Below are 11,992 nucleotides of genomic sequence, written 5' to 3' on the forward strand. Positions count from 1 at the left end.
CTACATCACGCCGTACCAGGCGAGGATCCGCTGCCATCAACGGCTGGACCTCGCGGCATAAAACGGAAGTGTCGGGACCTGAGGTGTCACTTCACCTCACTGAGAACAGCAAGACGGCCAGCTACATCTACGACGCCGACGGCAACCGCCTCATCGCCAAGAACGCCGACGGCACCAGCACCCTCACCCTGCCTGACGAGAACGAACTCACCCTCAGAGCTCGTAACACGATCATGCGGCTCCAACCCAGCAGTCGTGTCGTGGTGGAGCATGGGAGCGTGGCCCTGGATCGTGGGCGATGACCTGTGTGAGGAAGAGTGACTGGATGAGCGTGGTGTGGGCGGCGACTTCGCCGGAGTCGGGACTGTTCCCTCCGGTGGAAAGACGTTCAGAGGTGAAGGACCTGTCAGACCGCTTCAACGACCTGCGTTCTCGTGGTGAGGGGTACGTCGAGGTTCGGTCGCCGAACAGGGAGTTCCCGGTGCTGACCCTGGCCTTCCGAGGTGATCACGCCGTCGTCCATCTGATGAGTGACACCGAGCGGATGTCCCTGCTCGTAGGAGACGGCACCGTGCCCTCGGGTGCCGAGGTTGAAGTCCCGATCATGGACGGCCTCGCCGCGTTCACGGGCGACTTTGTCCTGGATGTTGATCGGGCCTGGGACCTGGTGCACGACTTCGCCCAGACGCGGGCGGCTGGCCCTCTGGGTGAGTGGTGTGAGCTGTAGCCAAAAGCTCGTGGCACGATCATGATCGGGCCTTCGTGAGGCGTCTCCAGCAGATCAGGCCGCAGGCCAAAGAGACGAAGGCGTCGTGGAGTTCGGTGCGGCGTTCCCAGCGGACGGCGAGTCGTTTGAAGTGATGGAGAAGGGCGAAGGTCTGCTCGACGACGTATCGGAGCTTGCCCAGGCCCTTGATGTTCGGCGATCCCTTGCGGGAGATGACGGGCAGGATCCGGCGGTGACGCAGCTCGTCACGGTTGGGGTTGGAGTCGTAGCCCTTGTCGCCGAGGAGGGCTTTTGGTCGTCGGCGGGGCCAGCCGGGGCGGCCCGCGACAGGTGGGATGCCGTCGACCAGGGCGAGGGTCTGGGTGACGTCGTTGACGTTCGCTGCGGTGGTAATGACCTTGAGTGGGGTTCCGTGTCCGTCGCAGATCAAGTGGTGTTTGCTGCCCGTCTTCCGCCGGTCGACCGGCGACGGACCGGTGTCGGGCCCCCCTTTTTCGCGCGGATGTGGGAGCCATCCACGCACGTGCGCGACCAGTCGAGTTCGCCGGCCGCGTTCAGCTTGGCGAGCAGGACCCGGTGCAACCGGTCGAAGACCCCTGCCTTCTGCCATCGGTCCAGGCGGCGCCAACACGTCTGCCCTGAGCCGAACCCCAGCTCCAAGGGCAGGAGTTGCCAGGCTATGTCGTTGTAGAGGACGAACAGGATGCCCTGCAGACAAAGCCGGTCCGACACCGGACGCGGCCCCGGCGACCGCTCCGGCCACGGAGGCAGCAACGGCTCGATCAACGCCCACAACTCATCGTCCACGATCCACGGTCGGGTACCCACACCCTCACGAACAGCCGAATCGTCACACCGGTTACGCCCCACCAGCGCACTTCAGCAAGATCGTGTTACGAGCTCTCAGCGCCACTGGAACCAAAACCGGCACCCGCTACTACACCCACCATGGCGAAACCGTCGCTGTTCGCACTGGCGGAACCATCTCCTATCTCATCAACGACCACCAGAACACCGCGATGACCGCGGTCGCCGCTGGGACCCTCGCCATCACCCGCCGCAAACAACTCCCTTCGGCAAGCTGAGATCCGAACAGTCGACAGCCTTCGGGACTCGCGGATACGTCGGCGGCATCATCGATCGCACTGGCCTCACCCACCTTGGCGCCCGTGAATACGATGCCAGCCTCGGCCGCTTTATCAGTGTCGACCCAATTATCGACACCAACGACCCCGCTCAAATGAACGCCTACAGCTACGCGCACAACAACCCTCTAACCAAATCCGACCCGGATGGTCTCCGCCCCGATGGCCCAGCCGGAGGTGCCAGCTACAACGACGACCGTTGGGCCGACGACCGCGGAATGAACGCCGGATACACCTACAAGAGCGGGAAGTGGGCCTGGCACGAGAGCCCGAAGAAGGATATCGATTCGCGGCGTCACTATGCGGCCTATCGGGCAGACCCCTCCAGGTACATGGTGCGAAAGCTGCCGAAGTATGTCCCTGGTTACCAACAGCATAGGCCGGTGCATCGCCAGAACGGCCCAGATGTTGCCGGGTCGGTAAAGCGGGGAATTGACCATGTCACAGACAAGGTTTCCAAAGCATTGGCCACGGATGGAGAGGTGCATACTTATGGAGTATGCGGTGGCTTTTCGGGTGAGCCTGGCGCATTGGGTAGCGCTGGAGGCTGCTTCGTGTGGGGTAAGAATCCATCCGGGAACTGGAAATTTGGTATCAGTTTGTCGGCAGGAGTGGGAGGGCCCGGCGCGGGTCTAGCTGGAGATGCCGGCTACGTGCAGAGTAATGCCGATGATCTGAACCAGCTTGCGGGCTTCGGCATAGATAAATCGGTATCGGTTCACTATGCTGGTGGAGTAACAGCCCTGCATGAAGGTGCTGTGAACCCGGATGGGACCTTGGTGCGAAATTCTCGTCAAGAGCCGGTTTGGGCCACAAGTTTTGGCGGTGGCGTGGGGATCCAGGGTGGACTTGGCGGAGGGCTGAATCACACCTGGATGTTCGGCCTCAACTGACCGAATCTTCGCACGCTGCGAGCAGTGGCGCCCTACGCCAGTTATGCGTAGGGCGCCACCCGCAGCATTATTGAATCATGGAGCAAATAGTGATGCTCATTGTTTTTTCCGCCATGTTCATTACTGCAGGTTTGGCGATTAGAAGGAATTGGTGGGGGGTTGGCGACCAAATATCCGGAAAATACGTCAGCTCTAATCCTTTGCTTCATGAGAGGTCCTGGGCTTGGAATGGGGCTAGGGTTTTTGGTGGCCTCTTTGTGGGTATGGGATTTTTGATGGCTTTGGCTTTCGTTTACATCACGATCAGTGAATGGGTGGTGTGAGAGTCGTTCCTGCCTTTCTGTTTTCACGGATGCGATGAGCCTACCCTGGGGCGACATTCTCTTTCGGGCGGGTGACCGCAGATCCTTCCTTGCATTGCTGCGTAGTTGGAGTTTATAGTGCTCTTTTTTATCTTCGTTTCACTATTTCTCCCGTTGGGATAATTTTTCTCTGGAACCCTGACGGGAGGATGGATGGATTTAGATCGGAACTTGAGGGATATGGGCTTCGTAACCAATGGATCACTGCGATCGCATGGGGATGGTGCGTAGTTGGCGCATTGGCTTTCGTGGCAGCAGTAGAGGCAACCGTTGATCAGTGAGCTTCTTCGAGCCCCCAGGCGGCGTAGACGAGGTCCAGGTGCCCGAGGCCGGCCAGGCGCTGCACCTGGGCGACGAACCGCCCGGGTGAACAGGCGCTGTGCCGACGTCTCGCCGTGCTGGTCGATGTGGTCGAACACCAACTGGTCGTCGACAGCTGCCCTGTTGCGCCACTCCAGGACCTGCTCGCGGATGAGCTCCTGAAGGACCAGCTCCTGGTCGTCCTCGATGTCGGCGCCCTCCGGCTGCGGAGCAGGCACGATAGCGGCGGCCGTGTCCGGCGAGGTGCCACTCTGCGTGAGCCGAAGACGGCACCTGAGCTCTGTTCAGTCTGCGGCCCGACGAACGTCGTCCAGGTGTCCCAGGGCATAGCAGCGCTCTTCAGGATGACGGGCCAGGCGGGCTATCACCGGCGGCAAGACGGTGAGCGCCATTCACGCCCGGTAGCACCACCGCCCCCTCTCCACCCCACGCGGCTCCTCCGGTCGGACGATCAGCAATGCCTGGTGGCCCGCTTCGGTGTCGAGGGCATCTGGGAGCGCCAGACGCTATCTCGACACCCGCCCCGGCGAGGACCGGCTGCTGCTGTCCAACCCGCAGGACTTCGACCGTGTCGATTCGGTACGCGCCTCCGTCGACGCGATCCTCGTCGGGGCCGGCACTCTGCGCGCCGACAATCCCCGTCTCCTCGTGAACTCCGAAACCAGGCGTGCCGCACGGGTAGCGGCAGGTCTTCCGGAATACCCGCTGAAGATCACCGTCACGGGGAGTGGGGATCTCGATCCGGACTGGAAGTTCTGGCACCACGGGGGCGAGAAACTTGTCCTGGCCGTCGGCAGCAAAGCCGCCGAGAAGGCAGGCAAGGCGCTCGGTGGCCTCGCCACCGTTCAGGGTGTTCCGCAGGATGCCACGTGGCCGGTCGCACTCGATGTTCTGGCAGACGTGTACGGGGTGCGGCGGCTGATGGTCGAAGGCGGCGGCACGATCCATACCCAGCTCCTCGAACAGCATCTCGCCGACGAACTCCACCTCGTCATCGCCCCGCTCCTGGTCGGACAGAGCGACGCCGTACGGATGCTGGGCCCGGCTCACTACATGGGCGGGCCCTCCGCCCGGCTCCGGCTCCTGGAAACCCGACAGATCGGCGACGTGGTACTCCTGCGGCACGCGCCCAAAGACATCAGCACGGAGCCTCGATGACCGATCGCCCCTCCCCCACCGGCTGTGGCAGGCCCGGCCCCGGAAACGAGGTCACCACCACCGACCGGGCCTGGCTCGCCATCGCCTGTGAACTCGCCACCCAATGCCCGCCCTCCAACACCGCGTTCAGCGTCGGCGCGGTCATCGTCGCCGAGGACGGCACCGAGCTGGCCCGCGGCTACTCCCGTGAGAACGACCCCCACGACCACGCCGAAGAAGGCGCCCTCGCCAAACTCGGCCACGATGAGCGCCTGAGCGGCGCGACGCTCTACAGCTCGCTGGAACCCTGCGCGAAACGCGCCTCACGACCCCGGTCCTGCGCCCAGCTCATCCGGGAAGCCGGGATCCGCCGGGCCGTCACCGCATGGCGGGAACCCGACACCTTCGTCCCCGGAGCACAGGGCACCGAACTCCTCCAAAACGCCGGCATCACCGTCATCGAACTGCCCGAGTACACCGACGCAGCGAAGGCACCCAACCGGCATCTGCTGTAGCCACCCGTGCGACCGGTGCTGTTGCAGGTGCAGCGGCGTGCCGGGCGGCGGGGGCCGCTCCGCTCCGGCGAACCTGGTGCCCGCGACGCCGAGCAGGGCGGCGCCCAAGGCGGCCAACGACCCTTGAAGTAGATCGTCTGCGCCTTGGGCACGCGCTTCGAAGAGGCGGGCTACACAGGTTGGTCGGCGAACACCTCGGTCCACTGGGACTCGGGCCGGCCGACCAGCGCCTCGCGGACCGCGGCCCGCAGCTGTTCAACATCCGCGGCTGGCATGTCGGGGCAGAGCCTCAGCACTGCCTCCACGAACGGGGACGGATCGGGGGACGGTCCTGTGCCATGCCAGGACAACGAACTGAAGCATCCCTGCGCAACGGCACCTCAGGTGACCGGTGCCAGCGCGATCAGAGGCCGTGTGAAACATCGTGCCCACCCCGCGTAACTAGGGCACAGTCAGTGCTCACGTGGGCCAGACTCCCATAGCCAAGGAGAAGACGGACGGCGGAGACGCGCGACTCTCACGGACGAGTCCTGCTGACCTGCGCGCCGTCCACCTGATCCACCACCCCGTCGCCGCAAAGGAGGCCCCTATGGGGCTGAACTCCCGCAGAGCCCAGATCTTCTGGGCGATCGTTCCCATCGCGCTGGCCGGGTTCATCCTGGAGCTGCCCTTCGTCTGGCGTGCGCTCCAGACGAAGAAGAGGAGCGACATCACGGCGGCCGTCGTCTTCGGCGTTGCCCAGCTGGCGGTGTACGCCGCGTTCGCCTTCGACCAGAGCGACAAGGCCGATGAGATCAGCAACCTCACCGGCGCCGTGGTGTGGCTTTGCGCCTTCTCGGCCACCGTGGGCGCCGCTTACCTCTACCGCCCGCTCAGCAAAGAGGAGATCGCGGAACAGCGCCAGGACACTCGGCCGGGCACGTCCTACTTGGGCTGACGTGCTCCCGCTCTCTGCTGCCCAGCACGGAGGCAGGCCGCCACACCCGACGCTCGACGCTCCCTGCCCCAGGGATTGAGGCCCGCAGGGCCTTGGTGGCAGGCGGCCACCCGGGCCAACCCCGTGCTAGCGGCCCGCTGCACGGGGTTGGTGGGCATCCATGGTTCAGAAGAGCCTTTCCGAGTTCATCTGCTGCTCGGGCAGGGAAAACAGCACGTCATCCATGGCCGCCCCGCTGCTCAGCATGGCTTCCTGCTGAAGTCGGGTCACCTCGGCGGACCGGCGCCTCACCCGCGAGGTAAAGCTGGAGTCGGACAGGACGGGCTTTCCGGCAAAAGCCCGCTGGCGCGGAACCATGGGCCGGTAGTACTCCGGCCCGCGTGCCGTGACGTACGCCCTGTCTCCGTCACCTGCCGTCTCCCGCGTCTCCTCTGAAACTTCCTTGCGGGCTGGTACTACTAGGGCGGCTGGCGAAGTATTGATCCGGAATGAACTGGTCCACATCTCGGTCAGGCCCGCGTCCTCCTGCTTCTCGAAGCGCCACGCCCGGTTCCAGGCGTCCTCCCACTCCTTCCAGTCGGGTGGGACTTCGCAGGCCCGCAGGAATCCCCGGAACTGATCGAGGCTGTGCGGCACGGCCTGCTTGTTCACCATTCGATGCGCCGAACTGCGGGGAAGAGCTCCGAAGGCGCCCGCCCTCTTCTCCATGGTCCGCAACGGCGGTGCACCCGCCTGCTCGTACACGTCTCGCAGCGCGGCGCTGAGGTCGGCAAAGTCCCGTACGAGCCTGGGAGACGGCGCCGGGTGCCGCCCGTACGTGGCCCGGACGTGCTCACGCCTGGCCCACCGCCACAGCCTGCGGGCATCCTCGGGCGGTGCGTCGCACGCCCGGGCGTATGCCAGTACTGGCGCGAGCCGGGGCACCGAGGCACCAGAGGCAGCGCGCTGCAGGGTCGTGGCGTGCAGTCCGGCACGATCCGCGAGGTCGCGGTAGGTCAGGCGTGCCCGGGCCCGTTGTATGCGCAGCCACTCCGCCAGCTGGCGGAGCCCGGCGTTGGACGTGATGATCTCTTTCTCGCGGCGTCCCACGGCGTCTCCTTCACGCGGCCGTCAGGGCGGCCTTGAGCACCGTCCTGACGGACCGGAAGGAGAGACGAGTGCTGAGCGCGATGGTGGTCCCGGCGATGAGGCCGGCCCCGGCGAGCAGTTGCAGGACTTCAAGGGCAGGCACAGCGGTGAGGGCGGTGAGAGCCGCGGTGATGACAACCACGACGATGATCACGATGGCCTCGGCCCCGTTGAGGCGGCGGGCGCTGGGGGATCCGTGCTCCACGCAGGGTCTTGCTGAGGGGTGCTGCTTCGGCATGAGTTTCCTGACACTTTCAGTCCGGCGGCCTCGCGGCCGCCGAACACCTGGCTCCATCTGGGTCGCACCACGGGACAGTTGCCGCCGTCCCCGGCGTGGTGCGTGGACAAGATGGTGGCACCCCGAAGCTGCCAACTCCCCACTACCGGGCATCAATCGCGCGTTTTGATGCACGACTGTCCCTTGTAAGTGCGTGATAGTTGTTGACTTCTTCTCTGCATCGGGTGGGTATGACAGGTCCAGCCCACGCGCCTGGGCTGTGAGTTGTCCGGGGGAGGACGTTGCTGTCGGTGAGCAGTGATAGGGCGAATTGATGCGCGTCCGCCCCAATCCTTGTTGCGTCGCGTACGCGCTGCTGTCACGATCCGGGCCGTACGCATGCCGTACGACCCTGATGGCTACTGGCTCCATCCACTGATCAGCAGGGCTTTGAGTTCCGCGTTGCCGCGCGGGCTCGCCGGAGGCCGTTGCCGCAGACTGCGGTACCGGCCTCCTGTCGTTGTGCGGGGCTCAGGGCGTGGCCGCCAACTCCGCATCTCAAAAGCCGTCGGGGGTGGCTGGAGGGCGGCGGGCGGCGGCCAGCAGTGTGCTGACGGCCGCCGGTTCGGTGCCAGTCACGGTGGCGATCTTGTCGATGCTCAGGCGCAGTTCTTCGTGGAGGAGCAGTGTCTCCTCTGGTGCGGTCAGCGTGCGGCCGCTGCGGTGGGCCACGGCGTGGGTGTGGCGTTGCCAGGCCCAGGCGGCGGGGTCGGGTTCGCAGACAACGGTGGTCCAGTTGCTGGCGACGAGGTCGAAGAGGTGGGAGACCGCTATCTGCGCTTCTTCCGGGGCCAGGCGGGCTGCGGCGTAGGCGCGGTAGGCGGGGCGGTGCAGATCGTAGAACGCGTAGAAGGCGTTGATGAGGACGGTGGCTGGGGGTGGCTTCATGTTCTTCTTTTGGGTCGGTCTGGTCAGCCGAACGCGCCGGCGGGATAGGTGGAGGTGCTGTCGGCGGTCTTTTCGACGGTGGAGTGGGCTTTGCGCCACAGCGGCCAAGTGATCTCAGGCAGGCTCTGGAAAGCGACGGTGAGCTGGCGGACGACCTGCCATTGCGGAACACCGGGCCCTTCGAATGCCTGGCGCACGTCGGCCTTGATGATGGTGCGCTGCACGGAGGCGAGGATCCGTGTGTCGCTGGGGGATCCGGCGGCGTAGCGCAGCGCGAGCAGGTATGAGCGCAACGCGCGGACGGGTTCTGTGTCGGGGGTCTGTACGCCGGCGACGACTGCCCAGAGGGGTTTGACCAGGTCGGCGTTGCCGCCGCACTGGTCGACGATCATGTTCACGTGTTGCAGGGAAATGTCCCGCTCGCCGGAGAGCATGCGCGAGATGTAGGACGGGTCGACGTTCATGCACTGGGCGAGGGCGCGCTGAGACACCCCGGACTGTTTCCACATGCGGGTCAGCGCACAGGCCAGGCGCTGACGGGGGTGGCGCAGCAGGTCCCTCGTGGTCGGTAAGTCGTCGGGACGCGGAAAGGGAGGAGGGACGCGCATGGGCCGGCTGCGGGTTGTCAGGTCCTGGTCCACGGTCTGGGGGACATACTTCTTGCGGAGCCGGTCCTCGGTGAGGTTGAGCATGGGGGCGAGGTCCCTGAGCGGTACGCCCTGGGACCTCTGGCGCACGACGAGTGCGGCGGTCGCTTCCTCGGCGAGAGCAGCGAGGGTGGTCACGGTGTGGAGCAGTTCGGCGGTGGGGACGTCGGGGTCGGTGGCGCGGTTGATCAGTGATTCGGCGACGACGACGAAGTCCTCGGCAATGTCGCGCACGGCTTCGGTGCAGCGTTTGGCCCGGTCGACGTCGACGGCGGCCCCGTTGCGGGCCGGCCGCGAGGGGCCAGGATGCGAACGAATGGACACGGGACCTCTTTCGGGGCGCTGGGGGCGGGTATCTGTGCCCGCCCGCCCGGTTGGCGCGGTGAGGATCTGAGGCGCGGTGGTGTGACGGGAGCTGGGCTCCCGTCACACCACCGGTCAGGTCAGCGACGGCGGACCCACTGACGGACCAGCAACGATCCGTGAGAAGCCGTCAGGAAAAGCGCCAGAAAGGGCAGCACCCCGGACGCGGCAAAGCCCGGGATCACCAGCAGGGGCAGACACAGCACGACGATGAGCAGACTTCCGCGGACCGTGACAGCTGTGACATCCCACTGCAGTGTTTGAACCATGCCCGGAGCAGGGATGATACGTTCGCGACTCAGTTTCCGCGTAAGTGCAGACGCACGTGCGGGGAGACGAGATCGACGTCGGTTGGACACGAGGGGATTCCCTTCCTTCAGGGTGTCAGACAGGCGTTGAAGAGCAGCAAGAGACCCCGGTGAGGCGACCAACCAGCAGCCGGGGTCTTTGCATGCCCGGCGAAAACCGGGAATCGGAATGTACTACCTTCCGCAGCCACGCCGTGCCACAAAGTAGCGCTGTGGGTATGGGTACCCGCCACCCTCCCATCGAGGGACCACCCAGACACCTGGGCAGAAAGACACACCAATCGACCACATACGATCAACCACATCTGAACAAACACCTCAAACGGGATTCTCGACGTGCACCGGCGCGAATCGACGCCACCCCGCGCCACCACCGCGCTCCCCCGTCCGGCAGCCCGCGAAGTTCTCCGAACTTGTCAACGAACCCCCGGCACAGGACACCGACTCGCCCCTCGAACGAGTGAACGCCTGAACCGCACCGGCCCGCCAGGGCCTCACCGAGAACAACCGCGGGCACATCAGCAGGGCCCTCCCTGCCAGCAGACGCCCCGTTCAACGCCGCCCCCGAGCTGCCCCTGAAGACCCCCAGCCCACCGGTGCCAGGCCACCAGCTCCGAACCCGGCCAGTAAGAAGCCAGCAGGACTGTCCGAGTGAGCGCAGCACGACCGCCGACGCGCCCTCGCACACGCTATTCGAACAGTCGTACCATTCAGGTGTGCCCACGTACGACTTTCCCCAGGACCTGCGCGACGCCCAGCTCGCCCTCCACCGCACCCGCGCCGCCATGGAGCAGTACGCCAAGACGCTTCCCTGGTCAGCCGAGCCAATACCCGGGCGGGAGACGGACAAGCAGCTGCTCTCCGGCACCGCTCCGCCAAGCCGGAGAGCCCCGGCTACACCGACGATCAGCGCGAACAGCTCGCGGCATACCGAGCCGAGCTGCTGGAGCTGAGCACCACCGTGATGACGCACCCCTACTGGACGGGGCTGAGCGAGACCGTGGTCGCGGCCCGCATGGCGCTGCAGCACGCCCATGAACAGCCAGCCGACGAGGCAGGCTGAGAGCAATGTCCGGCGCCGGTGCTGGTGCGATATCCAGCCTCGACAAGTGGCGGGCGACGCGCGAGTACCTCGCGTGGCAGCTGCGGTGCGCGGACCAGAAGGTGCGCGAGCTCGAGGCCGCGGAGGAGAAGGAGCGCCAGCGGGCTGAGCGGGCACAGGCTCGGGAGTCATGGAAGATCCAGCCGCAGCGCTCACACGAGGCCGCGCTCCTGCACCGCGGGGACTGCTCCCTCTACAAGAGCGCCGTCAACTTCATCAGCTACGAAGACGCCGTCATCGCCCTGGACGAACCGGACGTCGAGCCGTGCCAGATCTGCATGCCCGAGAGCGGACTCCCGCCGGCGTGAACCCATCGGCCAATGCTGCGGCACCAGGGCGGCGGGGCTTCCCCGACCGGCCGGGTGCCCAAACGCGAGAAAGCCCCGGCTGGTCGGGGGAGGCCAGCCGGGGCGGTATGAAGGGTGTGGGCGCGGAGGGTGGTCGCCTCTCGGCGGAGGGCTCCATGGGGCTTCAGCCGAACGATCTTCCCCATGGGCTATAGGTGAGGCCCGGGGACACTGTCCCCTCCGTACCCACATGCAGATGAACGCTCAACTACCGCCGATCATTCCCCGCACTCCTTGCATTCCCCGCGCCACCGACCGCCCGAAGAACGGCTTCGCGAACGCCTCGTGCCGGTGATCGATGATCACGTCAGCGAACCGGGTCTTCCACTCCTCCACCGGATGCCCCTCAAGGGCCTCGCGGACCTTCGCCCGCAGCCTCACCACGTCGCGCTCCGACATCCTGGGACACCGGGCGAGCACCGCGTCGCAAAAGTCATCCGGGTGCAGAGCTGAATTCGTCACGCTCTTCCAACGACGAGCAAGCCCCTCGGACGTGGCCCGCCGCCAACGAACGACATCCCAGCAGCCGGCGCAGCCAGCTCAGAGTTGCCGGGCGTAGCGGTGCAGGCGGGTGCGGGTATCGGGTTCCGTGAGCCCGAGGGCGGTGGCGATAGTGTCCCAGGACTGGTCGTCCGCGCGGGCGTTGCAGGCGGCGGTGCGGGCGGCCTCGGCCACGGGGTACTCGAGAGCGGCGACGGCTCGGAGTGCAGCCAGGGGGGCCTCGGCAGCCAGGGTGTCCAGGCGGGTCCAGAGCTGCGCGAGGAGGGCGGTGACGTCTTCGGGGATGGGGATGGTGCGCTGTGAAGTGACACCTCAGGTCCCGACACTTCCGTTTTATGCCGCGAGGTCCAGCCGTTGATGGCAGCGGATCCTCGCCTGGTACGGCGTGATGTAG

14 protein-coding genes and 3 pseudogenes are annotated in these 11,992 nt (G+C 65.7%); 9 read left to right on the forward strand and 8 right to left on the reverse strand.

Annotation, left to right across the window (positions count from 1 at the left end):
- Together ABTX18_RS35620 and ABTX18_RS35625 are read left to right on the forward strand one after the other, a co-directional pair.
- The coding region (locus tag ABTX18_RS35620) for a hypothetical protein (protein ID WP_352126950.1) at window positions 1-302 on the forward strand (302 nt) is incomplete at its 5' end.
- Window positions 303-325: 23 nt separating this feature from the next.
- Complete coding sequence (locus ABTX18_RS35625; RefSeq protein ID WP_352126951.1) at window positions 326-727, forward strand: hypothetical protein; 402 nt, start codon at window positions 326-328, stop codon at window positions 725-727.
- Window positions 728-746: 19 nt separating this feature from the next.
- Here ABTX18_RS35625 and ABTX18_RS35630 read toward each other — a convergent pair.
- Window positions 747-1,537, reverse strand: a protein-coding gene (locus tag ABTX18_RS35630) for an IS5 family transposase (protein WP_503061266.1) whose coding sequence is annotated in 2 segments (ribosomal slippage) — window positions 747-1,235 and window positions 1,238-1,537 — 789 coding nt in all. Because the reading frame shifts where the segments join, the coding sequence is not laid out codon by codon here.
- Here ABTX18_RS35630 and ABTX18_RS35935 point away from each other — a divergent pair.
- From ABTX18_RS35935 to ABTX18_RS35655, 5 genes and pseudogenes are all read left to right on the forward strand, one after another.
- Window positions 1,431-1,967: pseudogene (locus tag ABTX18_RS35935) on the forward strand (RHS repeat-associated core domain-containing protein); the annotation flags it as partial. The gene ABTX18_RS35630 and the pseudogene ABTX18_RS35935 sit on opposite strands and share 107 nt — an antisense overlap.
- A complete protein-coding gene (locus ABTX18_RS35640; RefSeq protein WP_352126964.1) occupies window positions 1,968-2,765 on the forward strand; it encodes an RHS repeat-associated core domain-containing protein in 798 nt (265 codons plus the stop codon).
- Window positions 2,766-2,842: 77 nt separating this feature from the next.
- A complete protein-coding gene (locus ABTX18_RS35645; RefSeq protein WP_352126953.1) occupies window positions 2,843-3,088 on the forward strand; it encodes a hypothetical protein in 246 nt (81 codons plus the stop codon).
- An 837-nt stretch (window positions 3,089-3,925) separates the two neighbouring features.
- Window positions 3,926-5,100, forward strand: a pseudogene (locus ABTX18_RS35650) (dihydrofolate reductase family protein).
- Window positions 5,101-5,563: 463 nt separating this feature from the next.
- On the forward strand, window positions 5,564-6,037 hold the full coding sequence (locus ABTX18_RS35655; protein ID WP_352126954.1) for a hypothetical protein: 474 nt from the start codon (window positions 5,564-5,566) through the stop codon (window positions 6,035-6,037).
- Between the two features lie 165 nt (window positions 6,038-6,202).
- On the opposite strand, the gene ABTX18_RS35660 is transcribed toward ABTX18_RS35655, so the two are convergent.
- The 5 genes from ABTX18_RS35660 to ABTX18_RS35680 all read right to left on the reverse strand — a co-directional run bounded on the left by ABTX18_RS35660 (window position 6,203) and on the right by ABTX18_RS35680 (window position 9,609).
- Window positions 6,203-7,126: a helix-turn-helix domain-containing protein gene (locus ABTX18_RS35660; RefSeq protein ID WP_352126955.1), complete on the reverse strand. Its 924-nt coding sequence runs from the start codon at window positions 7,124-7,126 to the stop codon at window positions 6,203-6,205.
- 10 nt (window positions 7,127-7,136) lie between these two features.
- A complete protein-coding gene (locus ABTX18_RS35665) occupies window positions 7,137-7,370 on the reverse strand; it encodes a hypothetical protein (protein WP_352126956.1) in 234 nt (77 codons plus the stop codon).
- Window positions 7,371-7,940: 570 nt separating this feature from the next.
- On the reverse strand, window positions 7,941-8,330 hold the full coding sequence (locus ABTX18_RS35670; protein WP_352126957.1) for a hypothetical protein: 390 nt from the start codon (window positions 8,328-8,330) through the stop codon (window positions 7,941-7,943).
- 23 nt (window positions 8,331-8,353) lie between these two features.
- Complete coding sequence (locus ABTX18_RS35675; RefSeq protein ID WP_352126958.1) at window positions 8,354-9,301, reverse strand: helix-turn-helix domain-containing protein; 948 nt, start codon at window positions 9,299-9,301, stop codon at window positions 8,354-8,356.
- A gap of 119 nt (window positions 9,302-9,420) precedes the next feature.
- Entirely contained in the window at window positions 9,421-9,609 is a 189-nt protein-coding gene (locus ABTX18_RS35680) for a hypothetical protein (RefSeq protein WP_352126959.1), read from the reverse strand.
- Between the two features lie 824 nt (window positions 9,610-10,433).
- Between ABTX18_RS35680 and ABTX18_RS35940 the strand changes: the two are divergent.
- Together ABTX18_RS35940 and ABTX18_RS35690 are read left to right on the forward strand one after the other, a co-directional pair.
- A pseudogene (locus ABTX18_RS35940) lies at window positions 10,434-10,711 on the forward strand (DUF8825 domain-containing protein).
- A gap of 5 nt (window positions 10,712-10,716) precedes the next feature.
- Complete coding sequence (locus tag ABTX18_RS35690) at window positions 10,717-11,058, forward strand: DUF6233 domain-containing protein (protein WP_352126961.1); 342 nt, start codon at window positions 10,717-10,719, stop codon at window positions 11,056-11,058.
- 243 nt (window positions 11,059-11,301) lie between these two features.
- Here ABTX18_RS35690 and ABTX18_RS35695 read toward each other — a convergent pair whose 3' ends face one another.
- Both ABTX18_RS35695 and ABTX18_RS35700 read right to left on the reverse strand, forming a co-directional pair.
- Complete coding sequence (locus tag ABTX18_RS35695) at window positions 11,302-11,496, reverse strand: hypothetical protein (RefSeq protein ID WP_352126962.1); 195 nt, start codon at window positions 11,494-11,496, stop codon at window positions 11,302-11,304.
- A 141-nt stretch (window positions 11,497-11,637) separates the two neighbouring features.
- Window positions 11,638-11,772, reverse strand: coding sequence for a hypothetical protein (locus tag ABTX18_RS35700; RefSeq protein WP_352126963.1), 135 nt, complete (start codon window positions 11,770-11,772; stop codon window positions 11,638-11,640).
- Between the last annotated feature and the right edge of the window lie 220 nt (window positions 11,773-11,992).

The organism is Streptomyces sp. NPDC096323, from assembly GCF_040302845.1.
Taxonomy (GTDB): domain Bacteria; phylum Actinomycetota; class Actinomycetes; order Streptomycetales; family Streptomycetaceae; genus Streptomyces.

What these genes read in the sequence shown, in the direction of transcription:
- ABTX18_RS35625 (WP_352126951.1), top strand. Translation starts at nt 326, where the DNA reads ATGAGCGTGGTGTGGGCGGCGACTTCGCCGGAGTCGGGACTGTTCCCT.
- ABTX18_RS35640 (WP_352126964.1), top strand. Translation starts at nt 1,968, where the DNA reads ATGAACGCCTACAGCTACGCGCACAACAACCCTCTAACCAAATCCGAC.
- ABTX18_RS35645 (WP_352126953.1), top strand. Translation starts at nt 2,843, where the DNA reads ATGGAGCAAATAGTGATGCTCATTGTTTTTTCCGCCATGTTCATTACT.
- ABTX18_RS35670 (WP_352126957.1), bottom strand. Translation starts at nt 8,330, where the DNA reads ATGAAGCCACCCCCAGCCACCGTCCTCATCAACGCCTTCTACGCGTTC.
- ABTX18_RS35680 (WP_352126959.1), bottom strand. Translation starts at nt 9,609, where the DNA reads ATGGTTCAAACACTGCAGTGGGATGTCACAGCTGTCACGGTCCGCGGA.
- ABTX18_RS35690 (WP_352126961.1), top strand. Translation starts at nt 10,717, where the DNA reads ATGTCCGGCGCCGGTGCTGGTGCGATATCCAGCCTCGACAAGTGGCGG.
- ABTX18_RS35695 (WP_352126962.1), bottom strand. Translation starts at nt 11,496, where the DNA reads ATGTCGGAGCGCGACGTGGTGAGGCTGCGGGCGAAGGTCCGCGAGGCC.